This window comes from Mesorhizobium kamtschaticum, from assembly GCF_056174585.1.
In genome coordinates this window covers 4,939,835-4,965,725 of the sequence record NZ_CM149691.1, presented here as the reverse complement: position 1 = coordinate 4,965,725, position 25,891 = coordinate 4,939,835, and the positions used below count along the sequence as shown (strand labels likewise).

General features: G+C 61.4%; 23 protein-coding genes and 2 pseudogenes. 12 read left to right on the top strand and 13 right to left on the bottom strand.

Annotated features, from left to right (window positions below; translation table 11 throughout):
- The first annotated feature begins 89 nt into the window (after positions 1-89).
- Both AC0V7N_RS24590 and AC0V7N_RS24585 read left to right on the top strand, forming a co-directional pair.
- A pseudogene (locus tag AC0V7N_RS24590) lies at positions 90-1,630 on the top strand (NAD(P)H-hydrate dehydratase).
- Positions 1,627-3,633 carry a hypothetical protein gene (locus tag AC0V7N_RS24585; protein WP_475450896.1) on the top strand — a complete coding sequence of 669 codons (2,007 nt, stop codon included), beginning with the start codon at positions 1,627-1,629 and terminating at the stop codon, positions 3,631-3,633. Before AC0V7N_RS24590 ends, AC0V7N_RS24585 begins: the two are co-directional and overlap by 4 nt.
- Before the next feature lie 19 nt (positions 3,634-3,652).
- On the opposite strand, the gene AC0V7N_RS24580 is transcribed toward AC0V7N_RS24585, so the two are convergent.
- A complete protein-coding gene (locus AC0V7N_RS24580) occupies positions 3,653-5,185 on the bottom strand; it encodes an acyl-CoA carboxylase subunit beta (protein WP_475450895.1) in 1,533 nt (510 codons plus the stop codon).
- Between the two features lie 391 nt (positions 5,186-5,576).
- On the opposite strand from AC0V7N_RS24580, the gene AC0V7N_RS24575 reads away from it, so the two are divergent.
- Positions 5,577-7,001, top strand: a complete 1,425-nt coding sequence (locus AC0V7N_RS24575) for a DEAD/DEAH box helicase (RefSeq protein WP_475450894.1) — start codon at positions 5,577-5,579, stop codon at positions 6,999-7,001.
- A gap of 106 nt (positions 7,002-7,107) precedes the next feature.
- On the opposite strand, the gene AC0V7N_RS24570 is transcribed toward AC0V7N_RS24575, so the two are convergent.
- Complete coding sequence (locus tag AC0V7N_RS24570) at positions 7,108-8,082, bottom strand: alpha/beta hydrolase (RefSeq protein ID WP_475450893.1); 975 nt, start codon at positions 8,080-8,082, stop codon at positions 7,108-7,110.
- A 93-nt stretch (positions 8,083-8,175) separates the two neighbouring features.
- Positions 8,176-8,997 carry an SDR family oxidoreductase gene (locus AC0V7N_RS24565; protein ID WP_475450892.1) on the bottom strand — a complete coding sequence of 274 codons (822 nt, stop codon included), beginning with the start codon at positions 8,995-8,997 and terminating at the stop codon, positions 8,176-8,178.
- Positions 8,998-9,323: 326 nt separating this feature from the next.
- Here AC0V7N_RS24565 and AC0V7N_RS24560 point away from each other — a divergent pair, with 326 nt between their 5' ends.
- Together AC0V7N_RS24560 and AC0V7N_RS24555 are read left to right on the top strand one after the other, a co-directional pair.
- Entirely contained in the window at positions 9,324-10,358 is a 1,035-nt protein-coding gene (locus tag AC0V7N_RS24560; protein ID WP_496627328.1) for a cysteine synthase A, read from the top strand.
- Positions 10,358-11,101 carry an alanyl-tRNA editing protein gene (locus tag AC0V7N_RS24555; RefSeq protein WP_475460471.1) on the top strand — a complete coding sequence of 248 codons (744 nt, stop codon included), beginning with the start codon at positions 10,358-10,360 and terminating at the stop codon, positions 11,099-11,101. Before AC0V7N_RS24560 ends, AC0V7N_RS24555 begins: the two co-directional genes overlap by 1 nt.
- A gap of 54 nt (positions 11,102-11,155) precedes the next feature.
- Here the strand turns inward: AC0V7N_RS24555 and AC0V7N_RS24550 are convergent, their stop codons facing one another.
- Genes AC0V7N_RS24550 through AC0V7N_RS24540 form a run of 3 tightly spaced genes read right to left on the bottom strand, consistent with a single transcriptional unit; the run spans position 11,156 to position 12,949 of the window.
- Positions 11,156-11,995, bottom strand: a complete 840-nt coding sequence (locus tag AC0V7N_RS24550) for an alpha/beta fold hydrolase (RefSeq protein WP_475450890.1) — start codon at positions 11,993-11,995, stop codon at positions 11,156-11,158.
- A 34-nt stretch (positions 11,996-12,029) separates the two neighbouring features.
- Positions 12,030-12,320 carry a hypothetical protein gene (locus AC0V7N_RS24545; RefSeq protein WP_496628023.1) on the bottom strand — a complete coding sequence of 97 codons (291 nt, stop codon included), beginning with the start codon at positions 12,318-12,320 and terminating at the stop codon, positions 12,030-12,032.
- Between the two features lie 14 nt (positions 12,321-12,334).
- On the bottom strand, positions 12,335-12,949 hold the full coding sequence (locus AC0V7N_RS24540; protein ID WP_496627327.1) for a hypothetical protein: 615 nt from the start codon (positions 12,947-12,949) through the stop codon (positions 12,335-12,337).
- Positions 12,950-13,142: 193 nt separating this feature from the next.
- Between AC0V7N_RS24540 and AC0V7N_RS24535 the strand changes: the two genes are divergently transcribed.
- Positions 13,143-14,345 carry a cytochrome P450 gene (locus tag AC0V7N_RS24535; protein WP_475450888.1) on the top strand — a complete coding sequence of 401 codons (1,203 nt, stop codon included), beginning with the start codon at positions 13,143-13,145 and terminating at the stop codon, positions 14,343-14,345.
- Positions 14,346-14,354: 9 nt separating this feature from the next.
- Here AC0V7N_RS24535 and AC0V7N_RS24530 read toward each other — a convergent pair whose 3' ends face one another.
- The 3 genes from AC0V7N_RS24530 to AC0V7N_RS24520 are packed head-to-tail and all read right to left on the bottom strand — an operon-like array spanning position 14,355 to position 16,478.
- A complete protein-coding gene (locus AC0V7N_RS24530; protein WP_496627326.1) occupies positions 14,355-15,164 on the bottom strand; it encodes a Stf0 family sulfotransferase in 810 nt (269 codons plus the stop codon).
- 16 nt (positions 15,165-15,180) lie between these two features.
- On the bottom strand, positions 15,181-16,047 hold the full coding sequence (locus tag AC0V7N_RS24525) for an alpha/beta fold hydrolase (protein ID WP_496627325.1): 867 nt from the start codon (positions 16,045-16,047) through the stop codon (positions 15,181-15,183).
- Positions 16,047-16,478 carry a hypothetical protein gene (locus AC0V7N_RS24520; RefSeq protein ID WP_475450884.1) on the bottom strand — a complete coding sequence of 144 codons (432 nt, stop codon included), beginning with the start codon at positions 16,476-16,478 and terminating at the stop codon, positions 16,047-16,049. The genes AC0V7N_RS24525 and AC0V7N_RS24520 overlap by 1 nt, the downstream gene beginning before the upstream one ends.
- Before the next feature lie 195 nt (positions 16,479-16,673).
- Here AC0V7N_RS24520 and sseA point away from each other — a divergent pair, with 195 nt between their 5' ends.
- The 3 genes from sseA to AC0V7N_RS24505 all read left to right on the top strand — a co-directional run bounded on the left by sseA (position 16,674) and on the right by AC0V7N_RS24505 (position 18,736).
- Complete coding sequence (gene sseA, locus AC0V7N_RS24515; RefSeq protein WP_475450883.1) at positions 16,674-17,534, top strand: 3-mercaptopyruvate sulfurtransferase; 861 nt, start codon at positions 16,674-16,676, stop codon at positions 17,532-17,534.
- Positions 17,535-17,539: 5 nt separating this feature from the next.
- Entirely contained in the window at positions 17,540-18,103 is a 564-nt protein-coding gene (locus AC0V7N_RS24510) for a GNAT family N-acetyltransferase (RefSeq protein WP_475460469.1), read from the top strand.
- Between the two features lie 165 nt (positions 18,104-18,268).
- Positions 18,269-18,736 (top strand): DUF1203 domain-containing protein, encoded by a 468-nt coding sequence (locus AC0V7N_RS24505; protein WP_475450882.1) that lies wholly within the window; start codon positions 18,269-18,271, stop codon positions 18,734-18,736.
- Between the two features lie 214 nt (positions 18,737-18,950).
- On the opposite strand, the pseudogene ald reads toward AC0V7N_RS24505, so the two are convergent.
- Positions 18,951-20,065 (bottom strand): annotated as a pseudogene (ald, locus tag AC0V7N_RS24500) (alanine dehydrogenase).
- A gap of 157 nt (positions 20,066-20,222) precedes the next feature.
- Between ald and AC0V7N_RS24495 the strand changes: the two are divergent.
- The gene (locus AC0V7N_RS24495) at positions 20,223-20,696 is read left to right on the top strand and encodes an Lrp/AsnC family transcriptional regulator (RefSeq protein WP_475450880.1); all 474 of its coding nucleotides are present in this window, start codon (positions 20,223-20,225) and stop codon (positions 20,694-20,696) included.
- On the opposite strand, the gene AC0V7N_RS24490 is transcribed toward AC0V7N_RS24495, so the two are convergent.
- Both AC0V7N_RS24490 and AC0V7N_RS24485 read right to left on the bottom strand, forming a co-directional pair.
- Positions 20,693-21,106 (bottom strand): hypothetical protein, encoded by a 414-nt coding sequence (locus tag AC0V7N_RS24490; RefSeq protein WP_475450879.1) that lies wholly within the window; start codon positions 21,104-21,106, stop codon positions 20,693-20,695. The genes AC0V7N_RS24495 and AC0V7N_RS24490 overlap by 4 nt on opposite strands.
- A gap of 197 nt (positions 21,107-21,303) precedes the next feature.
- Positions 21,304-21,954: a 5-formyltetrahydrofolate cyclo-ligase gene (locus AC0V7N_RS24485; protein ID WP_475450878.1), complete on the bottom strand. Its 651-nt coding sequence runs from the start codon at positions 21,952-21,954 to the stop codon at positions 21,304-21,306.
- 164 nt (positions 21,955-22,118) lie between these two features.
- Here AC0V7N_RS24485 and AC0V7N_RS24480 point away from each other — a divergent pair, with 164 nt between their 5' ends.
- Together AC0V7N_RS24480 and AC0V7N_RS24475 are read left to right on the top strand one after the other, a co-directional pair.
- The gene (locus tag AC0V7N_RS24480; RefSeq protein ID WP_496627324.1) at positions 22,119-23,384 is read left to right on the top strand and encodes an FAD-dependent oxidoreductase; all 1,266 of its coding nucleotides are present in this window, start codon (positions 22,119-22,121) and stop codon (positions 23,382-23,384) included.
- A 148-nt stretch (positions 23,385-23,532) separates the two neighbouring features.
- Complete coding sequence (locus tag AC0V7N_RS24475) at positions 23,533-25,512, top strand: bifunctional 2',3'-cyclic-nucleotide 2'-phosphodiesterase/3'-nucleotidase (RefSeq protein ID WP_475450876.1); 1,980 nt, start codon at positions 23,533-23,535, stop codon at positions 25,510-25,512.
- Positions 25,513-25,569: 57 nt separating this feature from the next.
- Here AC0V7N_RS24475 and AC0V7N_RS24470 read toward each other — a convergent pair whose 3' ends face one another.
- Entirely contained in the window at positions 25,570-25,884 is a 315-nt protein-coding gene (locus AC0V7N_RS24470) for a hypothetical protein (RefSeq protein ID WP_475450875.1), read from the bottom strand.
- Positions 25,885-25,891: the final 7 nt, after the last annotated feature.

Below are 25,891 nucleotides of genomic sequence, written 5' to 3'. Positions count from 1 at the left end.
ACGGTCTGGCGGCGGATCGCGACAACTCCTCCCCGTTTGCGTCGAGCCGAAAACTGGACAATGCTTGATCGAATGCGGATCGGCAATCCATGAGCAACGAACTTCTTTCTCCCGCCGAAATGAGCGAGGCGGATCGGCTGACGATTGCCGCCGGCCCGCTCAACGGTTTTGGCCTGATGCAGCGCGCCGGTGAGGCGGTCGCTGCGGTGGTCCTGGCGCGCTATCCGGCGGCAAGCCGCGTGCATGTGCTGTGCGGCCCTGGCAACAATGGCGGCGACGGCTATGTAGTGGCGCGCCTGCTGGCCGAGGCTGGCGTCAACGTCGCCGTTTGGGCGGAGGGCAAGCAGAAGCCTGGGAGCGACGCGGCACTGGCTTCCGAGGCCTGTGACCTGCCGGTGAACCATCTGAATGACTTTCATCCTACGGCAGGCGAAGTTGTCGTCGACGCACTTTATGGCGCCGGACTTCTCGAAGACCCTTTCTCCTTACGCTCAGGCGGCTTCAGGGATCAGCGGAGCGGAGAAAGTACCAGTCGTGTCGATCGATTTGCCGTCGGGCGTGTCCGGTGACACCGGATTGACCAAGGCTTATTTTCAAGCCGCAGTGACGGTAACTTTTGCACGGAAAAAGCATGGCCATCTGTTGATGCCGGGGCGCAGCCTATGCGGCGAGATCATCGTTGCCGACATTGGCATACCGGATACGATCGTTGACCAGCTCAACATCACGACGTTTGAGAACACGCCAGACCTCTGGCTGCGATGGCACTTCCCGAGAACGGCGCTCGACACGCATAAATATAAACGTGGCCATGTCGGTGTCTTTTCCGGCGGACCATCGGCGACCGGTGCGGCGCGGCTGTCGGCGATTGCTGCGGCCAGAACGGGGGCAGGGGCAGTGACTGTGCTATCGCCCGCCAATGCCATGCAGGTCAACGCTACGCACCTGACCTCAATCATGCTGCGCGCGGTAGATACGGCGGCTGACGCAGGCGAATTCATCGACGAAAAACGGCAGACGGCGTTCGTTCTTGGTCCCGGATTCGGAGTCGGCGAAAAAGCCCGCGATTTTGCCTTGCGATTGCTCAAGCAGGACAAAGCCTATGATTTTCGAACGCATGGGCTTGTTTGGAGGCATTGTGCTCGACGCCGACGGTCTGACGTCGTTTCGCAACGCTCCAGATGCTCTCTTCGAAGCTGCACATCGAACGTTCGCGCCGGCATTGGTGTTGACGCCGCATGAGGGCGAATTCGCTAGGCTCTTTCCCGACATTGCCGGTGAGAAGAAGCAGTCAAAACTTGCCAAAGCGCGTGTGGCGGCGGCGCGCGCCAATGCTGTCATTGTCTACAAGGGCGCCGACACAGTGATCGCGGCGCCAGACGGCCGGGCAGCGATCAACGCCAATGGCGCGCCGTGGCTTGCTACAGCCGGCTCGGGTGACGTGCTGGCAGGCGTTCTTGCCGGATTGCTGGCGCAAGGCATGGCGCCCTTCCAGGCAGCTTGTGCCGCGGTCTGGATTCACGCTGAAGCCGGCCGACGTTTCGGGCCCGGGTTGATTGCCGAGGATCTGCCGATGGCTCTGGTGCCGGTGCTGCGCGAATTGATCGAAAGCCAACCGGACCTTCGATGAGACGCCTTGCTATCCTTTTCACCGCGCTCGTCATGGCCGTATTGACGACACAGTCGGCGAATGCCGTCGGGCAGCCGGTGACCATCGTCGACGACCCGGCGGTTCTCGCCGCCCTCGATGCCAAGGGCTTTGGCTTCGCCGGCATTTTCGACGTCGATGGTGCGGACGACCTGAAGGCGCTCTATGACAGGGCGCCGGCCTATCATGCGATCGTCGATACCGTGGCATCAGACATTGCCACGCTGCGCGCCGAGATGAACGCCGGCGGGCGCACGCTCTATGAGGTAACCGACGGCAATGTCGGCCGGATCATGGACATGCGCTGGCTGAAGACCGAGGCGGCGCGCTTCCGGCTGGTCGGCGTCGTCAACCGGCTCGACCGGCGTGACTTCGCTGCCTTGGAAGGCGACAAGAGCTGCGGCGAGGTGCGTTTCATCTATCGCCTGGCCTACAGTTTCAGGAAGGGCGGCAAGGTTCTGGCCTCGCGGCTGCCGTTCAACTTCAACGCCGTCTACAGTGCGGCACCCGACGCCGATGGCGGCTGCGTCGGCGTTGCCGGACGCTGGACGCCGCAGCTGGATGAAAGCGTCGACGCCGGCTGGCTGACCGGCGGGCCGCTGGAGCGGGCCGGGCTCACCTTCAAGCAGCTCGAACTCAATGCGCAGGTGGTGCGCTTTCCCTCTGGTCAGGAGACCGAATTCGGCGGCCAGGCCGCGTATCTGATGCGGATCTTCGGCATCGATGGCGCTGATATCAGCGAGAAGCCGCTGGAAAACACGCCGGACACAGCGCGGCTCTCGCAAGACGCGGCGCTGAAGAAAGAGCTCGCCGACTATGTCAGCGCCAACGTCGCGGCGATCGATCTCGGCGTCTACGAAATCCCCGACGCATTCCTGGCGAAGAAGGTCATCTCGTGGTCGACCTTCGGCAGCGCGCGGCAAGCCAACCACCCGTTTACGCAATTATTCCAACCCAAGGAATTCGCGTCGCTCGATTATTCCAAGCCGAAACTGGTGCGCACGCCGGAGGCGCTGGTCGAGCGGCTGGACAATGGCGCCTGCCAGGGCTGTCACCAGGCGGGATCCACGGCCGGCTTCCACTTCATCGGCCTCGACGACAAGACGACATCGCCGCTAAACCGCATCGAGGTCGGCATCTCGCCGCATCTCCATGCCGAGATTCCCCGGCGCCAGGCCTGGCTGCGCGCAACGCAAGAGGCCAAGGAGCCGAATCGCTACCGGCCGCTGTCCTTCGCACCGCCTGCGACATGGACCGATACCGGCGATGTCGATTACGCGCCGGCCGGGATGGCGATGCCATGCCTGATGCCGGACGACGCCAAGCGTTTCGGCACGACCTGGCAATGCGGCGGCGGCACGGTCTGCACACCGCTGGCGACCGCATCGGGCGTGCGCACCACTCTGGCGCAGTGTCTGCTGCCCAAGGACAGTCCAAAAATGTTCTCCGGCCATCCCTGCCTGACTGGGGCGATCGCCAGCAACCAGTCGCAACCTTTCAACGACCGCTACAGCATCACGAGTCAGTTCGCGGCCTTTGCGCCGGATGTCTCGCGCGCCGCCTACACCTGCCGTCCGCCGAAGATCGGTGTGCCTGCAGGCATCGCTTATCGCGGCTGCGACGACAAGGACCGTGCCTTCGCTGCCTTCAAGGCCGGCAAGCCGATGCCGAACGAGATTTGCGGGCTGGTCGGTGGCAAGAAATTCGACATCTGCGTGGCGACCAACAATTTCGACCAATGTCTTGGCGGCGCCGTCAATCGCGGCAACCGGCCGGCCTGTGATGCCGAGCATTTCTGCCGCGAGGATTATATGTGCCAATCAATGCCGCCGGACACGCCGGGCATTTCAAAAATGAAAGGCATCGGCTTCTGCTCGCCGACCTATTTCATCTTCCAGATGCGCATCGACAATCACGCAACACCCTGGGCGAGCCCTACCAGCGCCACCAAGGACGCGGGGTTCGGCGCGGCGGAGGAGGAGTGAGGGCTCGACAGCTACCCCCTCACAGCGGGATGTTGTCGTGCTTCTTCCAGGGGTTCTGCATGTCCTTGTTGCGCAGCATCCGCAATGCCCGCGCAATGCGCCGGCGGGTCGAATGCGGCATGATCACCTCGTCGACATAACCGCGCTCGGCGGCGACGAAGGGTGACAGGAAGCGATCCTCGTAAGCCTTTGTATGAGCTGCGATCTTTTCCGCGTCGCCGATGTCCTTGCGGTAGATGATCTCAACCGCGCCCCTGGCGCCCATCACCGCGATCTGCGCCGTCGGCCAGGCATAATTCATGTCGCCGCGCAGATGTTTTGAGGCCATCACGTCATACGCGCCGCCATAGGCCTTTCGGGTGATGACGGTGATCTTCGGCACAGTCGCCTCGGCATAGGCAAACAGCAGCTTGGCGCCATGCTTGATCAGCCCGCCATATTCCTGCGCCGTGCCAGGCAGGAAGCCCGGAACATCGACGAAGGTGATGATCGGGATCGAAAAGCAGTCGCAGAAGCGCACGAAGCGCGCCGCCTTGCGGCTGGCGTCGGAATCGAGCACGCCGGCCAGCACCATCGGCTGGTTGGCGACGAAGCCGACCGTGCGGCCTTCGACGCGTCCAAAGCCGGTGACGATGTTTTTGGCAAAGCTCTGCTGGATTTCGAAGAAGTCGCCCTCGTCGGCGACCTTCAGGATCAACTCCTTGATGTCGTAGGGTTTGTTGGCGTTGTCGGGGATCAGCCGGTCGAGCGACAAATCATGGTCGGTGACCGACTGGTAGCATTCGACCTCGGGAATCTCCGATGTGTTCGAAGCAGGTAGGAAATCGACCAGCCGGCGCATCTGCAGCAACGCCTCGACATCATTGTCGTAGGCGCCGTCGGCGATCGAGGATTTCGTCGTGTGGACGGAGGCACCGCCGAGGCTCTCGGCGGTGACCGTCTCGTTGGTGACGGTCTTCACCACATCCGGGCCGGTGACGAACATATAGGAGGTGTCGCGCACCATGAAGATGAAGTCGGTCATCGCGGGCGAATAGACGTCGCCGCCGGCGCACGGACCCATGATCACGGAAATCTGCGGAATGACGCCGGAGGCCAGCACGTTGCGCTGAAAAATCTCGGCATAGCCGCCAAGGGCTGCCACGCCCTCCTGGATGCGGGCGCCGCCGGCGTCGTAGATGCCGATGATCGGCGCACGGTTGCGCAGCGCCATCTCCTGTACCTTGATGACCTTTTCGGCATGGGCTTCCGACAGCGAACCGCCGAACACGGTAAAATCCTTGGCGAAGAGGTAGACCGGACGGCCATTGACCGTGCCCCAGCCGGTGACGACGCCATCGCCGGCGATCTTGGTCTTCTCCATGCCGAAATCGGTCGAGCGGTGCTCGACATACATGTCGAATTCTTCGAACGAACCCTCGTCGAGGAACACCTCGATGCGCTCTCGCGCCGTGAGCTTGCCCTTCTTGTGCTGCGCATCGATGCGGGCCTGGCCACCGCCCATGCGGGCGATGTCGCGCCGGCGCTCGAGTTCCTTCAGCACATCCTTCATCGCTTGGTCCCCAAAATAGAAGCTGCATTTGTGGTAATGATGCCCGCCGGGGAGCGCAAGCGTCGGCTTTTGGTCGGTTTTTGCTGCACCGCAACATGACGCCCCTTGCATTCCGGGGCGAACTCAGCCATATGCAGCCCATAGGCGCTTGGGCCGGGAGATTCCGGCCTTCTCGACAAATGAGACTGGTTGCGTCTGTTTTCCCTCTTCCCGACAAATCGGTAAGGCGGCGAAAAAGCCCCGTGGCATGATGCCTGCGGGCACGACAGCGCAGCCGAGTGGACGTTTACGTCCGCCCGCCTTGTCGTTTCATATCAAATTTTTCGACGGCAGGTTGCGCCCTGCCGCCATCGATGTTTGCGGCCACGGAGCCGCGTGAAAGAAGATTATTTTGACCAACGAAAACACATTGCCCAGCAACGACACCGCGGAACTCACGGGTTTCGCAGCGCTGGGAATTACGGGTGCGCTGCTCAAGGCCACCCACAATGCCGGCTTCACCGAACCGAAGCCGATCCAGATGCAGGCGATCCCGCCGCAGCTGGAAGGCCGTGACATTTTCGGCATCGCACAGACAGGCTCCGGCAAGACCGCGGCCTTCGCGCTGCCGATCCTCTCCAAGATCATCGCGCTCGGCACCAAGCGGCGCGCCAAGACTGCCCGTGCGCTGATCCTGGCGCCGACCCGCGAACTCGCGGTGCAGATCGAGGACACCATCAAGATCCTCGCAAAAGGCCAGCATGTCTCGACCGCACTGGTGCTGGGCGGCGTCTCGCGTTTCAGCCAGGTGAAGAAGGTTGCGCCCGGCGTCGACATCCTGATTGCCACGCCCGGCCGGTTGACCGACCTGGTGCGCGAGGGCGACCTCATCCTCTCCGACACCAAATGGCTGGTGCTGGACGAGGGCGACCGCATGCTCGACATGGGCTTCATCAACGACGTCAAGCGCATCGCCAAGGCGACCGCGCCTGATCGCCAGACGGCGCTGTTTTCGGCGACCATGCCGGACGAGATCGCCGAACTGGCCAAGGGCCTGTTGAAGAACCCGGTCCGCATCGAAGTTTCGCCGCAAAGCACCGCGGCGGTCGAAATCTCGCAGGGCGTCGTCTTCGCCCGCACCAAGCAGAAGCGCCAGGTGCTGTCGACCATGCTCGCCGACGAGGCGATGAAGTCCGTCATCATCTTCTCGCGCACCAAGCATGGTGCCGACCGGGTGACCAAGGATCTCGAGCGCGATGGCTTCAAGGCCGCCGTCATCCATGGCAACAAGTCGCAGAATGCCCGTCAGAAGGCGCTCAACGATTTCCGTGAAGGTTCGGTGCGCATTCTGGTCGCGACCGACATTGCCGCGCGCGGTATCGATGTCCCCGGCATCAGCCATGTCGTGAATTTCGACCTGCCGGATGAAGCCGAAAGCTACGTCCACCGCATCGGCCGCACCGGCCGTAATGGCATGGACGGCATTGCGATCACGCTTTGCGATCCTTCGGAAAACAGCAAGCTGCGCCAGGTCGAGCGCATCATCCGCACCAAGCTGCCGATCGTTGCCGACCATCTCGGCAGCCCCGATCCGCAGCGCAATCCGGCTGAAAAGAACGAGCGCTTCGAGCCCGCCAATGATCGCAACGACCGTAACGGCCGGCGTGACGGCAGGCGGCCGGGCGGTGAGAACAAGGGCAACGGCTTTGGCAAGAAGCGTTTCGGCGACAAGCCGGCCTTTGCCGGTGAGCGCAAGCCGGAAGGCGGCAAGCCAGCCTTCAAGGGCAACAACAAGCGCCGCTTCGGCGGCAAGCGGCCTGCGGCGCGGGCTGCGTAAGCCAGACCGCGTTGTAATCAGTCAAGCCTTTGAGCCTGGCTGGTTGCCGTGATTGATAAGAAGAGGGCGGCGGAAGCGATGCTTCGGCCGCCCTTTCGTTTGACCCTTACTTCGCCACCGCCTCCACCCAGACGGCGATTCTCTGCGCCAGGAAAGCCGTGGTCGATGGCGACAGCACATCGCCGGCAATGACATGGTTGTCCGGGTCGCCGGTGCTTTCGATTGGCACCAGTTCGTGCGGCGCGCCCCAGCGGCCGGCGATCTCACGCGTGCGGTCGGGCCGCACCACTTTGTCCATATCCGAGAAGATGAACAAAGCCGGGATGGTTGCCTTCTCCACCCGCGCCCCATAGGCAAGTTCCGTCAGTGCCTGCATCGGCAGCGTCGCGGCAACCGGATATCTGGTGGTCCAGAACTTTTCGTGCAGGGCGTTGCGCGCCACGAAGCTGCGCTCCTTGCCGATGACGAGTTCGGCGATCTGCTTGCCCCATGGCATGGTCAGAATCTCGGCGCCGGACGCCTTCACGCCGAAATTGGGCGAGATGAACGCGATCGCGGCTACACCTTCCGATGCGCCAGGTTGCGTTGCCGCCCAAGCCGCCAGCGAGCCGCCGGTCGAGGTCGAGATGACGATCACCTTGTCGCCGATCGCCCGGCCGATGGCGAGCGCCTCCTCATAATCGTTGATCCAGGCATTGACGCTGCCTTGCGTCATCGCAGCGCCATCCTGTCCGTGACCGGTGAGGCGGGTGTAGAAGAGGTTGGCGTCGAGCTGGTCGGCCACGTCGTCGGGCAGGGGGCGGACTTCGCCCTTCGATGCGGAGAAGCCGTGGATATAGACGATCGATAGTGGCGTCCTGGCATGCACCATCGGATTGGCCCAGACGATCTCCTTCTCCAGCCCGTCGCGGATGCCGGGAACGGCGGCTTCCACCTTTGCCACATAGGCCTGCGGATCGTCACCGATGACGGAAGGATCAAAACGGATCGTGGTGTCGACGGGAACGCGTGGACCAAGGACGAAGGCCAGAGCAAGGACGGCGATCAGGCCGAGCACAGCAAGCACGATCCGTCGCCCCATCGCAGACTCCACGCAACAACAACGAACCTATGGTGGCGACCATGAACAGGCAACGGCCGTTCAAGCGCAGAAACCATCAAATCCTGTGGGCATCTATTCGTTCGGCGGCTTGCGCTCGTAATGCAGCGGCCGGGCCTTCCAACCGGTCATCAAGATGATCACCCATCGGGTGACCGGCCTTGGCAACAGACTGAGAAATTTCAGCGGCCAGCTCGTGCGGTACGGAAAGGTGACTTCGAAGCCGCCGGATTTGATTGCCTTCACCATACGGCGTGTCGCCCGGCTGACCGGCATCAGGCCTGGCATCGGCAGCATGTTCTTTTCGGTCAGCGGCGTGTCGACAAAACCGGGGTTTATCACCTGGACGCGGATGTTCATCTTGTCGAAATCGTACTTCAGCGACTCTGCCAGGATGTTGATCGCCGCCTTGGTGCCGCCATAGGCGGCCGTGGTCGGCCAGCCGAAATAGGCAGTGACCGATCCGACCAGCACGACATGGCCGCGCGCCCGCACGCGCATATATTCCACGACCGGCACCAGCCCGTTGATGATGCCGAAATAATTGACCTCGAAGGAGCGGCGAAAGTCCTTGACGACGAGAGCCTCTCCAGGCGTGGAAATGTAGTTTCCGGCGTTAAAGACGGCGAGCACGATGGGGCCGAGTTCCTTCTCGATCGCGGCGACCGTTCTTGCCATGCGCGGCTCGTCGCTGACGTCGCAGGGAAATGCCGTGACGCTGCCCGGCATCTGCGCGGTCTCGACGATCAGCGTGTCGATAGGATCGTCGTCCAGCGCCGTTACTGCCACCGCGTAGCCCTGGGACGCCAGATCCCTGGCCAGCGAGCGGCCAATACCGCTCGATCCGCCCGTGACCCAGGCGACGCCGTGTTTCGGATCGGCCCGATAGAGTGTCATGCTGCGCCCTGCCGAGTTTGTTGGTGCCTTGCTCTAGAGCGGTTCACCGTTTCACGGAAACGCTGAACAGCTCTATCTCTTTGTTTGGAGCAATTCCGGACGGAAAACCGCCACGCACTTTTCCTGGAATTGCTCTAGCGGTGAAGAAATCGAATGAAAAGAGTGCTTTTCGACGTTGGGTGCAAATGAACTGTGCGATATCCACCGGTCTTGGGGCGGTCCATGCACGGCCGTGCTGGAAATGCGACTGGACCAGACAAATTCTTGCCTTGAAACCGAAGCTTCGGGTTTCTAGGGTTTCGGCGTACGCACACAAGGAATCCTGAATGCCCCGTTCTGTGATCGACGCGATCGGCAACACGCCTCTGATCCGCCTCAACAAAGCATCCGAAGAAACCGGCTGCGAGATCCTGGGCAAGGCCGAGTTCATGAATCCGGGGCAATCGGTCAAGGATCGCGCCGGCCTGTTCATCATTCGCGACGCCGAACAGCGCGGCCTGTTGCAGCCGGGCGGCGTCATCGTCGAAGGGACGGCCGGCAATACCGGCATCGGGCTGACGCTGGTCGCCAAGGCGCTGGGCTACCGCACCGTCATCGTCATTCCGGACACGCAGAGCCAGGAAAAGAAGGACACGATCCGGTTGCTCGGCGCCGAGCTGATCGAGGTGCCGGCCGTGCCCTACAAGAATCCCAACAACTACGTGAAACTGTCGGGACGGCTGGCCGAGCAGATGGCCAGGAGCGAGCCGAACGGCGCCATCTGGGCCAACCAGTTCGACAATGTCGCCAACCGCGACGGCCATATCCGCACCACGGCGCAGGAAATCTGGGCCCAGACCGGCGGCAAGGTCGACGGTTTCGTCTCGGCGGTGGGTTCCGGCGGCACGCTTGCCGGCGTCGCTTTTGGGCTGAAGGCCAGGAGCAACAATGTGAAGATCGCGCTGGCTGATCCGCTGGGGGCCGCGCTCTACAGTTTCTACACCAGCGGCGAGTTGAAGTCCGAGGGCAGTTCGATCACCGAAGGCATCGGGCAGGGGCGCATCACCGCCAATCTCGAAGGGTTCACGCCGGACTTCTCCTTCCAGATCAGGGACGAGGACGCGCTGCCCATCGTCTTCGATTTGATCCAGGAAGAAGGCCTGTGTGTCGGCGGTTCGACCGGCATCAACATTGCCGGCGCCATCCGGCTGGCCAGGGAATTAGGCCCCGGCCACACCATCGTGACCATTCTTTGCGACTACGGCACCCGCTACCAGTCCAAGCTGTTCAATCCGGAATTCCTGCGCGAGAAGAATCTCCCGGTGCCGGGCTGGATGGAACTGCAGAGCAAGATTTCGGTGCCTTTCGAAAAGGTCGCATGATGGCGCACAAGACGGAAGCGCTGTTTCGCGACGATGCCTATCTCAGTACTGCGGATGCGACGGTCGTTGCCGTCAATGATCGTGGCGGCATCATTCTCGACCGCACGATCTTCTACGCCACCTCGGGCGGCCAACCGGGAGACACCGGCTATCTCGAACGCGCCGATGGCAGCCGCATCGCCATCGCCGCCACCATCACCGGCGAAACCAAGGACGAGATCATCCATGTGCCGGCGCCGGAACAGCCGGCCTTGGCGGTTGGCGAGAGGGTAAAACTGACGATCGATTGGGAGCGCCGGCATCTCCTGATGCGCATGCACGCGGCTTGCCATCTGCTCACCGTCGTCTGCCCATTCCCGATCACGGGCGCTTCGGTTTCGGAGGAAGACAGCCGTGTCGATTTCGACATTCCGGACGCCAGCTTCTCGAAGGAAGAAGTGACCGCGAGCCTGATGGAGCTGGTGCGCGCCGATCATCCGATTTCCACCAGGCTGATCAGCGATGAGGAACTCGCCGCGAACCCTGGCCTGGTGAAGTCCAAGAACGTCCGGCCGCCGGTCGGCACAGGCAAGATCCGCCTGGTCTGCATCGGTGAGAATGGCGCGGTCGACAGCCAGCCCTGCGGTGGCACGCATGTGAAAAGCACCGGGGAAATCGGCGAAATCCACATCGGCAAGATCGAGAAGAAGGGCCGTGAGAACAGGCGCTTCCGCATCCGCTTCGGCCCGATGCCGGCGAACTGAGATCAGATGGCATCGGCCCTCTATGGTTGCTCGGGCGATCCTAAGACACCTTGCTTAAGCAAGATGTCGGAAACTGGAAAGCGGTCGCTCCACCCAAGCCTCGATCTGCTCGGTGACAAACTTGGCTGCTTGGTGGTGGATGAAGTGACCGGCGCCGGGTAGCGCCACCAGTGCGGTCACATTGTCGACCTCACGAAAGGTGCCATCGAAAGCGCTGGCCGGAACATAGGGATCGTCGGTGCCGAACAGCACAAGGGTCGGCGCCTTGACGAGCGGCAGTTGGCCGATATCAGGCACTCTGCCAAGCGGTATGTTGGCCCTGTAGTAGCCCAGCATTGCCTCCGGATCGGATCGCTTGAGGGAGTCCAACAGAGCTTGCCTGTCCTCCGGATCGGTGACCCAGGCGCAGAGCTCGTTGATGTCCAGCATCTGGGCCGCGCCCGGCACCTGGAAACGGCGTATGTAGCCGGTGATCTCGGCATTGGCCGGGTCGGCAATGGCACGCAGATGATTGCGCGGGTGCGGCGTCGACAACAGGACGAGATGGCGCACGACCTGCGGCACTCGTATGGCCAGCCACCATGCGATGATACCGCCCCAGTCGTGGCCTACAATGGCGGCCTGGGTCAGCTTTTCAGCGGCTAGAACGGCCAGCACGTCGTTGACCAGATTGGTCAGCACATAGTTGCCGTAGCCCTGCGGCGCATCGCTTTGTCCGAAGCCACGCAGGTCCGGCGCGATCACGCGATAGCGGCCGCAAAGCGCTTGCATCTGCCGGCGCCAGCCCATTCCATGATCCGGAAAGCCGTGCAGAAAGACGATCGGCGGGCCAGAGCCCGCCGCCATGTAGTGCAATTTGACGTTGCCGTTGACCGCGATCCTGGATTCGAACATCGCGCCCAAGCTCACCGCGTGCCGGTTACGACCGTCACATTTTGACTTCGAGACGAAGGAACGGTCCGTGGAAGGTCTGGGTGGTACTGTCCGCATTGATCAGCAGATTGTGCCACTGCTCGATCTTGTAGCCGGCCGTAAAGGTCGCGCCTTCTAGGGGCATCCAGCTCAGGCCAGCCGAGGCGTCGAGATTTGTCACTGTCTGGTTCTCGAACTCGCTGAACAGCGTGCCTGAGCCCTGTTCACCCGTTGTGAAGTTGTAATTGAATCCGGTGCGGTTTTCACGGCGGCCCCACATGACGGAGCCGGAAACCGCGCCTGTCAGCCCCCAGGTTTCGCTCAGCGGGTAGTATGCCTCGGCGCCAACACGCGGGCCGATGCCCGATATTCCGACGATCCCACCTTGTCGACGGTTCCGCCCTTATCGGCCGCATTGTCCGGGGAGAATTCTTCAAAGACATCGGCTCTTTCATCCGAATGCACCAGGCGCAGACCGCCAAAGAACCGAATATCGGCGGCCTGAACCTTGACGTGCTTGCCGACATCGAAATCGAACGCCTGGAAACTGTAGTCGTCGCCGTAGCCTATAGTCAGAAGGCCTGGTGTGTTGCCTGTTATCTGGCCGCTCTCTTCCCAAGAACGGTTCTTGCCCAAGTGAAACGCACCTGCAAGGCGCCAGTCCATGTCCGAAGAAATCTGCTTGGTCAGCGCGATCGAACCCGAGAAGTCACCATTGCTGTTTCCGAGCTTGTCGGAGCCGCCGGTCTTGTCGTCCTGATGGACGTTGTTTTGAAAGAACGCGCCCTCGAAGGCGATTTTGACGCGTGAATCGATGACCGACTGGTCTGTGGGCTTCGCATCCTCTGCATGCGCGGCAATCACGCCCGCCGAAGTCACCGAGGCGGCGGATGCCGCGACAGTCGCCAATAGTTTACCAGATGCTTTAGCCCGCATTACTTAACCCCGCCCAGAATCCTGCCCCAAAACCCAGCATTACAGACATAAACTAACGGGACATTGCAGCAAGTCCGGCCAGCAATTTTACCGGATGATGTTGCAGCTTTGCCACGGTGCCCGGTAGCGCCGTTGGACAGATGTGGTAAGCGTCGCGCGAGGGATGGCCGAAGCTCGGCTGACAGGGGGTTTGGTGGACAATCCAGCGCAAATCGAAAGCGTGCTCAACAACCTTGTCTATGCGCTTTTCGCCCAGAGCGGGCAGGTGGGGCTGAACGGGAAAGCCCGAGATCTCGGCAATCTGACCGTCTTCGACAATCCCGAGGCCGTCGACGTCATCGTCAAGGCGCCGGAGCTCTTCCGAAAGAACTTCTCTCTGATCTCGGCCCTGGGTTTCAGCCGCTTCAACACCAATGATGAGGACTGGTCTCTCCGGCGGGCCATCACCCAGGATATTTATCTGGCGGCCGCCAGGTCGGCGCAGCAGCATCCCGTGGCGGAAATCTTCGCCGCCTGTCTGTCCAGTAGCGACACTACGCTGCCTGCAATCCAGCATGCCCTGTTTGCGGCATCGATGACGATATTTTACCGGGCTTTCGGCCTTGTTCCCGACATGGCGGCGACGCTGTTGCTGCTCGACAGGGTCCGCGACGTGCTGAGGCGTCTCCAATATTATTCCTGGGTGACGCCGACGACCGCCGAACGTGCGAACGCCATCCAGGATGCTCGCGCGGTGGTCGCCGATTTCGCATCGCTGCTGATGGCGGATCCCCGAGCCGCTGCGGAGATGGACCGCTTTAAAAGCGAAGCCACGGATGTCGAAGGCTTTTCGCCGGTGGAAGAGTTCGTCATGAATTTCTTCGCCGGCGTCGAGACGACGGTAACGACCGCACTTTGGGTGATCGACCGGCTGGGCGCCAACCAGCAGGTGCAGGAGCGCATCCATGCCGAGATTCTCTCGGGTGAGGCGCAAACGCCGTACACCGATTGCATGATCAACGAGACGATGCGCTATTTCCCGCCGATACCGTTCCTGACCCGGGAAGTCGGCGCCGATGCCGCGCTCGATGGCCGGACCCTGCACGCTGGGCAATTGGTCATGGTGTCGATCATCGGCGTGCACCAGAATCCGGCCTTCTGGTCAAACCCGGGTGTCTTCGACGCCAGCCGCAAGGAATTCATGGAAAACAGCTTCGACCGACGGGCTTTTATTCCATTTCTCACCGGACCGCGCATGTGCGGTGGTGCCCGTCTGGGCCGGCTGGAAGTCAAGGAGGCGGTTCTGGCCGTTGTGCGGCAGTTCGCATTCAGTCGTGCCGACGACATAATCCGGTTCGACTATGCGCTGGCGTTGCGGCCCGCGCAGGGATCTTCGGTTGGTGTTTCGCGTCGATGACAGGTTAGATCAGGCATGGTCCCGCCAAAACCGTCGGATCAAGGCGCCGAATTGCCTTCCGATCATGTCCTTGAAGTCGGCACCTTGCGCATAGCGTCTGCTTGTCGACGTGGCATTTGACTTCAGCTCGAAGCCAGGGAGCAAGTTGCTCATTGTGGCGGATACGTTTCCCTGTTGGTTCGCGATAAAGTCCTCATAGAAGACGTGAGCCACTCTGTTCTGATCAACGGTGTTCAGATAATTCTTCCACCTGATCTCGCCATTCAAAATGTGCTGGGCGGCATCTTGGACCACCCTCTCGTTCAAAACTGCCACCGTTGGAATTCCAGGCAATGTCTCCTGGCTGTCGAATGGCTGGCCCGTTTGAAGCACCGAGAGCAAGCTTATGGTTTGATCGACCTTGTTTCTCCTGGAGAGGAAAACGTAGAACGAGTTGTCGTCGTCGCCGCCGATTGAACTGCGCGCGAATGGCAGGTTCTCATAAAATATCTTTGCGCTGAACACGCCATTCTCGGTTCTTTTCTCCATGAGATGGCGACCGTATGCCGCCCCCTGCTCATTGAGTGTTTCAAGGCCCATGGTGTTGTCAGCCGACCAGCGTCTCATCAACGGCAAGGCATACAGCCACTGAAAATACTCGGTCGGTATTCCCAGGCCAAACTGCTGCAACACCTGACAATAGGAATGCCCCGCCGTTCGCGGGGTCGTACAAACCAGGATCTTGGCGGGATTTTCGATTGCGCTTTGACAATCATAAGTCGCGGCGACATATTCACTGTACAAATCGTCGAAATGCATTTTTGGAACCAACTCCGCCACGACCACAATCCAAATTTCAGACTGCGGACAGGAACCCCAGGATAAGCAGGGCCTGGTCCAGCGACATCAGCGATGGTGGATCGCCCGCACCGATGTTGTCGACAAGCCATAGATCCGGCCGTGCCAGCCTTGCGCGGTCGACGGCCTGCCGGTCAATGATCTGGCTGTCGCGGCCGTACATCAGCAGGATCTGGGCGTCGATCTTGCCGGCGATCGGGAACAGATCGTATTCGCGGCTGGCCATGGCGCCGAACTTTCCCGTGGTGGCCGGATCAAAGGCAAGCCGGAAGCCATCCGGACCGGCGGTTATCCTGTTCTCGACATAGCGGTTGAACACCGTGTCGTCGACCCGCCCCATAACGTCTCTAGTGGCGCTCAGATATTCCTTGGCCGCCGCGCGGGTCGGAAATGCAAGCACGCTCTCTTTCAGAACCTCGTTTCTCATCTCGTCAACCTTAGGTCCACCGAGCATGGGCACATTGTCGAAAACGATCTTCGAGGCCTTGGAGCGGGTCATGTGCAGAAACAACAGCAAGATCGTGCCACCCCATGACGTGCCGATAAAGTGGTTTTCCGTGCCGGCGAACTCGCCCAGCGCACGCAGGCATTTGGAATAGACATTGATGTCGTAGCCAGAACCCAGATAGGCGCTGCGTCCACGTCCCAAGAGGTCAGGGCAGATTACCAGGAAACCGTTGCGACACAGGAAAGTAGCGAGGTAGTCAAAGTCGGCACCGTTTCCAGTGAAACCGTGCAAGCAGAAGACTGTCGCGCGTGGTTTTCCGGATGGCCGCCAGATGCGCACGAACATCGCGGCATAGCGGTCATCCAGCCGGATGAGGATCTCTTGCGTCAGCGCCTCGGCGGAGCCGGCCGGATCCATCAGATGTCGCGCTTGCGGACGGCACGCTTGACCGAGCCGCGGTTGTCGATGAAGTCGCGCTTCCAGAACACCGACTTGTCCAGGTTGATGCGCTTGGCTTCCTTGATCATCGGCAGGATGTGGGACGAAGACCGCGTCGCCAGCACCGTCACGGCGGTAGCGTCGCCGCCGGGGAAGGGGTTGAGCGGCCCGCCATTCGTCGCCCAGGCCTCGGCTATCTCGCGGCTGGTCTGGATCCAGCCGACGTAAGCGACGATGGCGTCGTCGATCGAGCCGATCATATGGGTCTGCTGATCCAGCTGGTACCGCAGTGTCTTCACCATCAGACCGAATTCGTAGCCGTCAAAAGGCGGATAGTGAGCGATGAAGTTGCAAACAAGCCCAAGCGAAACCGGATTGCTGGGAACACGGGAAAACAGAAGATTGCTCATGCCGAGATTGTTGACCCCGCCCACCCCAGATCATAACGATCAATCCGTACTCGCCACGAAACACGAAAACAATCGGAATCATCGGACCGCTGCGGCTGGCTGCGTCGCGTACCCAAAGCGAATGTCGTGTGCTCGGAACGCATCCGAATTGCCAATCTAAACAAAGTTTTGCCGAAGATGATCAGGAGAACAAGAATGGCCCAGGACAGCCCTTTCACAGTCGACGCGGATTGGCTGCAGACGCGCCTCGGCGAGCCAGGCCTGACGATCATTGACACGTCCTGGTATCTTCCGGCGCAGAAACGCGACGCACGTGCAGAATATGAGGCCGCGCATATTCCGGGTGCCCGATTCCTGGATCAGGATGCAATTTCGGATCCGAATGCCGCTTTGCCGCACACGCTGCCGTCGCCGCAGCATTTTGCCCAATATGTCGGTGCTATGGGCGTCTCGGCCGACGACACCATCGTCGTTTATGACGGTCCGGGGTTCTTCTCGGCACCCCGAGCCTGGTGGATGTTCCGCATCATGGGTGTCTTCCAGACCTATATTCTGGACGGCGGTTTCGACGGCTGGAAAGCGGCCGGCCGGCCGGTGACGGCGGAACCGACGAAGATCGCGCCAAGTGTGTTCCATGCCGATTTCGACGCCGGCCGCGTCGCCAGCCTCGCCGACATGCGCCGGATTGTCGACACCAGCGCCAGCCAGATTGCCGATGCCCGCGGACCCGGCCGCTTCACCGGTGCCGAGCCTGAACCCCGCGCGGGCATCCGCTCCGGCCATATGCCGGGCGCACGCAATGTGCCTTACTCCGCACTGTCGGAAAATGGCATGCTGTTGTCGAAGGACCGTTTGCGCAAGGTGGTCGAGGACGCCGGCATTGACCTGTCGAAGCCCGTCGTTACATCTTGCGGCTCGGGTGTCACCGCCGCGGTGATCACTCTGACGCTGGAGACGCTTGGCCACACCGACAACAGGCTTTATGACGGCTCATGGACCGAGTGGGGCGGGCTTTCGGACACGCCTGTCGTGACTGGCCCCGCCGGCAAGGAATGAAGACGATGGAAAATGGCGTGCTGCAGGACATTGAAGTCACGGTGACTTTTCTCGAAATGCATGCCCCTCCTGCCGTCTCGCCGCCAGTGCCCTACAACCGCCAGGTCGCGCTGCTGAAGACCAAGGACATCCCCTTGCATTTCTACCGCTACTTGATGGATCGGGTCGGGCGCAAATGGCATTGGGTGAATGTTCTGAGATTGGACGACGACGAGCTTTCGGCTGGCATCCATCGCGAGGACCGCGATATCAGGGTGCTCTACCTCGACGGTGCGCCAGCCGGCTTTTTCGATCTCAAACCGCATTTGCCTGAAGAAGTCGAACTCGCCTATTTCGGCATGATGGAACATGCAACCGGACTTGGCATCGGCCGCTGGTTCCTGGGTGCAGCGATCTCCGCGGCGTGGTCGTACGGGCCAAAGCGGGTGGTGGTGCAGACCTGTACGCTCGATCATCCGGCGGCTTTGCCGCTCTACCAGAAGCTCGGCTTTGCGCCGGTCGCACAGAAGAAAGAGGTCGTTCACCCGCTGGCTTTCGCGGAGCGTTCAGCCAGCGTGATGCGGCCGTGATGTAGTGATTAGCCGGCTTATTTGCTCCGATTGATGGCGTCGCTGATCCATCGAGAGACCGACCAGCACCGGCTGCTGACACCCGATTCGACACTTGGCAGGAATCGGGTGGGAAGCATCGGCTTCAGGGCATAATTTCCGGTCAGCGACACCGGAGATTTCACCATGACCATTCAGTTCAAGGCGCTGCCGACCCAGGATGTCAGGGCGCTGCAGTTTGGCGGCCCGGATGCTTACGGCCACACGCCCGAGCGAAAGATTTCCGACGGTGACGGTATGCCTTGCCGGCACTGCCTGAAGAACATCGCCGCCGGCGACGCCTATCTCATTCTCGCTTACCGGCCATTTCCTGACCTTCAGCCCTATGCCGAAACCGGGCCGATCTTCCTGCATGCCGAAGAATGCGGTCGGGCCACTGAGACCGAGGCGCTGCCCGAGATTCTCGAAAGCCCAGACTACATCGTGCGCGGCTATGGCAGGGATAACCGTATCGTTTACGGTAGCGGTGGGGTCATCCCGACCGGAGCAATTGCCGCGCGGGCCGAGACCTTGTTCGAGCGCGACGATATCGCCTACGTGCACGTCCGCTCGGCGCGCAACAATTGCTATCAGTGTCGCATCGAGCGCGCATGAGGCGCAAAGATTGCCGGCAGAGATTATGTCGTACTCCCGTCGCATAGTTGCGATAGAAAGCCAGTGTCGATCGATTGGCCGACCGCGGATGAACCGGCGGCAATCTCGGTATCGAGGAAGCGGGGCTTTGGCTCCGCTTTTTGTTGCCTGTGTTTAGGCAAGAAAAACCCGCCGGCATGGCCGGCGGGCTGACGGGAGGAATATCCAGGCGAAATCAGGCGGCCAGAACAGCTTTGGGCTCGACCAGTTCGTAGCCAAGCGCTTCGGCCACCGCACGATTCGTGATCTTGCCCTTGTGGACATTGAGGCCATTGCGCAAATGATGGTCGTCGACCAGCGCCTTGAGGCCCTTGTCTGCGAGCTGCAGGCCGTAGTGCAGCGTCGCATTGTTCAGCGCGTGGGCCGAGGTGACCGGTACGGCACCTGGCATGTTGGCGACGCAATAGTGGATGACGCCGTCGACCTCGTAGGTCGGCTCGGCGTGAGTCGTCGCATGCGAGGTCTCGAAGCAGCCGCCCTGGTCGATGGCGACGTCGACCAGCACCGAGCCTTTCCTCATGCCAGACAGCATTTCGCGGGTGACGAGCTTGGGTGCTGCAGCGCCCGGGATCAGCACGGCGCCGACGACGATGTCGGCCGAGAACATTCTTCCTCGAGCGCCTCGACGGTCGAGTAGCGGGTATGCACACGGCCAGCGAAAAGGTCGTCGAGCTGGCGCAGGCGCGGGATCGAACGGTCGATGATGGTGACGTCGGCGCCAAGACCGGCTGCCATGCGGGCCGCGTGCAGTCCGACGACGCCGCCGCCGAGCACGGTGACCTTGCCGGGCAGCACGCCGGGCACGCCGCCGAGCAGCACGCCACGGCCGCCATTGGCCTTCTGCAGCGCCGTGGCGCCGGCCTGGATCGACAGGCGGCCGGCGACTTCCGACATCGGCGCCAGCAGCGGCAGGCCGCCACGGTCGTCGGTCACGGTCTCGTAGGCGATTGCGGTCACGCCCGAAGCGAGCAGGCCCTTGGTCTGTTCCGGATCCGGAGCCAGGTGAAGATAGGTGTACAGGATCTGGCCGTCACGCAGCTGCACCCACTCATTGGGCTGCGGCTCCTTGACCTTGACGATCATGTCCGACTTGGCGAACACGTCGGCGGCGGTCTTGGCGATGGTGGCGCCGGCAGCACGATAGGCGTTGTCGTCGGCGCCGATGCCGGCGCCGGCGCCGGTCTCTACCAGCACTTCGTGGCCATGCGCCACATATTCGCGGACCGCGCCTGGCGTGAGGCCGACACGGTATTCGTGGTTCTTGATTTCCTTGGGGCAGCCGACGCGCATAGTCTTCTCCTGATCCGGGCCCTTTTGGGCTCACTCCCTGTATTGGTGAAGTGAACCATGAATCGGCTCGCAAGTGTTTGCGAATGCGCTTGCGCGGACGGTCAGGTTTCGATAATCGTTGCGCGAAATAGCCGGATATTCGCAGGATTCACGAAAAATGTCGCTCGACAGGATCGATATCGCCATTCTCGAGGCTTTGCAGAAGGATGGCAGGATACCCAATGCGGCACTCGCCGAGAAGGTTGGCCTGTCGCAGTCGGCCTGTTCGCGCCGGCTCGATAATCTCGAGAAATCCGGAACCATTCGCGGCTACCACGCCCGGCTTTCCAACGCGGCGCTCGGTCATCAGATGACGGCGATCGTGCACATATCTCTGTCGGGCCAGTTCGAGAAGACGCTGTCGGATTTCGAGGCGGCGATCAAGCGCTGCCCCAACGTGCTGTCCTGCCATCTGATGTCGGGCGAATACGACTACATCCTGCGCATCGCGGCGAAGGATCTCGTCGACTATGAGCGCATCCACAAGGAGTGGCTGTCGGCGATGCCGCACGTGACAAAGATCAACTCGTCATTCGCCTTGCGCGAAATCGTTGATCGCACGGCGATGGGCATGAAGCCGGAAATGGCTTAACGCCAAAGGCACACCCGGACGTCCTTGCCGACATAGCATGCGCCTTCGCGGCGAAGTGCTTCCCAGCGTTCGTCACCGTGCGTTTCGTCAATTTCGGAGTTGCTGTAGCCGGCCCAAACATCACCGTCCTTGTAGACATCTGCCCAGTAGTCCCGGGACATTTCACCAGCCCCACTGGGCGTATCGGGATAGTCGATACCTGCAAAAACTTGCCGAGGCCCCTGGATATTAAAATCACCACCCGCCTCGATTTGATAGGAGCATTTTCCGGATATGCGGGTCTGACCGCTGACAACAAGCAGGCAGCGGCCCCATTTGTAATCGCTCGGCAAACGATGCCGTGGTTGCGCATGCGAAGGCGACAAGGAAAACGCGATGACAAGGGCAGCCGATATAGTTCGTCCGATCATCTTGTCCTCCGTTGTGAAGCAGACAATCCAAGAGCGACCCGAAATTGTTGGACTCGCCCAGAGCGCATGTCGAAACAGTCCTCCGCAGCATGGTCCGCTTAAAGGTCAGATCATTTATCGACCAAGTCGGATTTTTGTCACGTGACATCTGCACTGCTGCGCGGCGGAAGTATGGATAATTTTCCGGAAACAGGCTCTCAGGCCTCGGTGACGACCCGATCCATCGCAATGTCATGCGGCTGAGGATAGATGGTGGCGATGCGCTGCAGTTCGTAGCCGACGCCGATGACCAGCGGCTTGAACGGCATGGCGGCCAGTGTGCGGTCGAAGAAGCCGCCACCATAACCCAGGCGATAATTTGCCGGATCAATGCCGACGATCGGCGAGATGACGATGTCGGGCAGCACCGGATCGCCTTCGGCCGGGATCGGGATGTTCCAGATGCCTTTTTCCAGCCGGTCTCCGGATTTGTAGGCACGGAAGATCAGCGGTTGCCCTTTCTCGACGACGATGGGCAACGCCGTGCGGCCGCCGCGCTCATTGACGGACGCCATCCATGGCCGCAAATCCGGCTCCCCGCGAAACGGCCAGTAAAGACTGATTATGCGGCCACTGATCTCGCCGACGATCGCGTCGAGGCCCTCAGCGATGCGCTGCGACATCACCGTCCGAGCGTCGGCGGAAACAGCGAGGCGAGCCGCGATCAGGCGTTCGCGCTCGGCCTTGCGCCAGCGCCGGACATCGGTCCAGTCGGATAGCGGCGCCCGGAATTCCGGATCGAGTTCATGCATGAAACAGGGCGGCGAGGCATGCTGCGCCGGACCCTGGTCGTCATGATCGTTGGCCATGCTTTGCCTCGTAAGCGTGTTCGATGACGCTATACCTCGCGACACGATACATCTTGTGCGTTCACGACATGGGACGACGAGTCCCGGGCCCTGTCCTTCTGTTGCTGCATTGCACAAAAATACCTACATCTAGGACAGGCAATCTTACCGGCAGGGTGAATGAGATGAACGAAGCCAGCCATCATGTCGTCGTTGTCGGCGCGGGGTTCGGCGGCCTCGAACTCACCCGCGGGCTGTCAGGCGCACCAGTGCGCATCACCATGATCGACAAGCGCAACCATCATCTTTTCCAGCCGCTGCTCTACCAGGTGGCGACGACCGCGCTGGCGACCTCCGAGGTTGCCTGGCCGATCCGCCATCTCCTGCGCAAGCGCAAGGATGTGACGACGCTGCTGGCCAATGTCACCGGCGTCGACCGCGCCGACAAACGCGTGTTGCTCGATGACGGCAGCGCCGTCACCTACGACACGCTGGTGCTCGCCACCGGCGCACGCCATGCCTATTTCGGCCACGACGAATGGGAGCCTTTCGCGCCAGGCTTGAAGACGCTTGAGGACGCCACCACCATCCGGCGGCGCATTCTCCTGGCCTTCGAGCAGGCCGAGCGGGAAACCGATCCCGCCAAACGCCAGGCGCTGCTGACCATTGCGATCGTCGGCGGTGGGCCGACCGGCGTGGAACTGGCCGGCACCATCGTCGAACTGGCGCACGACACGCTGCGCGGCGAGTTCCGCAACATCGATACGCGGCAAACGCGCGTGGTGCTGATCGAGGCCGGCGACCGCATCCTTGCCAATTTCGCGTCAAAACTCTCCGACTATGCCAGCAAGGCGCTCGAGCGGCTTGGCGTGACGGTCGAACTCGGACGCGCCGTTACGCGCTGCGACGCCGAGGGTGTTGTGTTTGGCGACAAGCAGCTGGAGGCGAGAACGATCCTGTGGGCCGCCGGTGTTGCCGCTTCGCCCGCCGCCGAATGGCTGGGGGCGAAGGCGGACCGCGCGGGCAGGGTGCTCGTCGAGCCCGACCTCAGCGTGCCCGGCAGCCCGGAGATTTTTGTCATCGGCGACGCTGCCCTAGTGCTGCGGCCCGATGGACGGCCGGTACCCGGCGTGGCGCCTTCCGCCAAGCAGGAGGGCCGCCATGTCGCGGCCACTATCAAGGCCAGGCTCGGCGGTGATAGCACCGCGCGTCCTTTCCACTACAAACATGCCGGCGATCTGGCGACGATCGGCAAACGCGCCGCCGCGATCGATTTCGGTTGGATCAAGCTGACGGGCTGGCTCGCCTGGTGGCTGTGGGGCATCGCCCACATCTATTTCCTGATCGGCTTCCGCAACCGGCTTGCGGTTTCCTTGAGCTGGCTATGGATCTACGTCACAGGCCAGCGCAGCGCCCGGCTCATCACCCAGGGCGACGACGACAAGACCTGACTTTTCTTCACTGTCGCATTCATCCGCGCGTCATCTGTCGCTGATCGACTGGCGCTCCAATGCGCGCGACTTCTTGAGTGGACTTGAGCCGGTTTCAGCGCCAAGTTCGCTTCGGGGCAGGGCGTCAGGTCGTCGAAGAGGAGAAAACATGTCGCAACTGCTCCACCCAGTCTCTCGCCGCGGTTTTCTCGCGGGTGCCGCAGCCACAGGGGCGCTGATCGTGCTTCATCCCTTCTCCGCCCGTGCGCAAGCCAACCAGGCGCATCTTCGCATCATGGAAACCACCGATATCCATGTGAATGTGCTGCCTTATGATTATTACGCCGACAAAGCCAACGACACGATGGGCCTGTCGCGCACGGCATCGCTCATCGACGCGGTGCGCAAGGAAGCCGTCAATTCGATGCTGATCGACAATGGCGACCTGCTGCAGGGCAATCCGATGGGCGACTACATCGCCTACGAGAGGGGCCTGAAGGACGGCGATCTCCATCCGATCATGAAAGGCATGACCCTGCTCGGCTACGAGTGCTCGACGCTCGGCAACCATGAGTTCAACTACGGCCTGTCCTTCCTGGACAAGGTGCTGGCCGGCGCCAATTTTCCGTTCGTCTGCGCCAATCTGATCCGCGGCACCGAGCTCGCCGCCAACCCGCGCGACGACAAGCTCTACCTCAAGCCCTACGTGATCCTCGACAGGAAGATCAAGGACGGTTCGGGCGCCGAGCAGCCGATCAGGATCGGCATCATCGGTTTCGTCCCGCCGCAGATCATGGTATGGGACCTCAAGAACCTCGAGGGCAACGTCAAGACGCGCGACATCGTCGAGGCGGCCAAGGCCTGGGTGCCGCAGATGAAGGAAGAGGGCGCCGACATCGTTATCGCGCTCTCCCATTCCGGCATTGATGTGAAGCAGGGCGACATGATGGAGAACGCCTCGTTCTTCGTCGCCGGCGTCGATGGCATCGATGCCGTGTTCACCGGCCACCAGCATCTGGTGTTCCCCGGCAAGAAGGATTTCCAGTCGCTCGAGGGCGTCGACACACAAAAGGGTACGCTGCAGGGCAAGCCCGCCGTCATGGGCGGCTTCTGGGGTTCGCATATGGGTCTGATCGACCTGATGCTGCAGCGTGACGGATCGAAATGGAAGGTCGTTTCCGCCACTTCCGAGGCGCGGCCGATCTTCGAGCGCGTCGACAACAAGAACAAGCCGACTGTTCAGGACGACAAGCGCATCATCGCCGCCCTCGAACAGGACCACCAGGCAACCCTGGCCTATGTGCGCCGTCCTGTCGGCAAGACTTCGGCGCCGCTCTATTCCTATTTCTCGCTGGTCGCCGACGATCCGTCGGTGCAGGTCGTCAGCCAGGCGCAGACCTGGTACTTGAAGGACATTCTCAAGAGCACGCAGTGGAAGGATGCGCCGCTGCTGTCGGCCGCCGCTCCCTTCAAGGCCGGTGGGCGCAACGGCGCCGACTACTATACCGACGTGCCGGCCGGCGACATCGCCATCAAGAACGTCGCCGACCTCTATCTCTACCCAAACACCGTGCGCGCCGTCGAAATCACGGGTGCGCAAGTCAAGGAATGGCTGGAAATGTCGGCCGGCATCTTCAACAAGATCGAGGCCGGGAAGGCCGATCAGGCGCTCATCAACACCGATTTCCCATCCTACAATTTTGATGTCATCGACGGCGTTACCTACAAGATAGACCTGTCGCAGCCACCGAAATATGATGCCAAGGGCGGCGTGGCGAATGCCAGCGCCAATCGCATCGTCGATTTGACGTTTGGCGGAAAACCAATTGATCCCAATCAGAAATTCGTCGTTGCGACCAACAATTACCGGGCCGGCGGCGGTGGCAATTTCCCTGACATTAATGCCTCCAAGATCATTTATGAGGCGCCGGACACCAACCGCGACGTCATCGTTCGCTACATCGTGAGCCAGGGCACGATCAACCCGACAGCCGACGACAACTGGTCGTTCACGCCGCTGCCAGGCACCAGCGTCGTGTTCGAGACAGGCGTCAAGGCAAAGGACTTCATTGCCGACGTGAAGTCGCTGAAGATCGAACCGGCGGGCGAGGGCGAAGCCGGTTTTGCTAGATATCGCATCACTCTTTGAGGAAAGGCACAAACCCACGCAACAGGTGCGTGGGTTTGTTTTCCAAGGCGCGCGGCGTCAGTTGGTTGCAGGCGTCGGCGTCAGCGGCAAAGCTGTCGCGGGGGCTTGCGGGCTGACCGGCTGCGTCGGTTCGAGTGACATGCCCGTCGGGTCGCTTGGCACGGTCAAGGGCGTCATCCCGGCCGGAGCATGCACCCCGCGGATAGTCGAGGTCGGTCTGCTGTCGATAAGATCGCTCACACCAGGCGTCAAGGTTGGGCTGATGCTGTGGCCCAGCGGATCGTTCATGACGGTGGGTGGAGCTACGCGCCGTGCATCGGCTGCGGATACGGCGGCAAGCAGGATGGCAATGGCGGCAACGGTTCGCTTCATGGAAGCC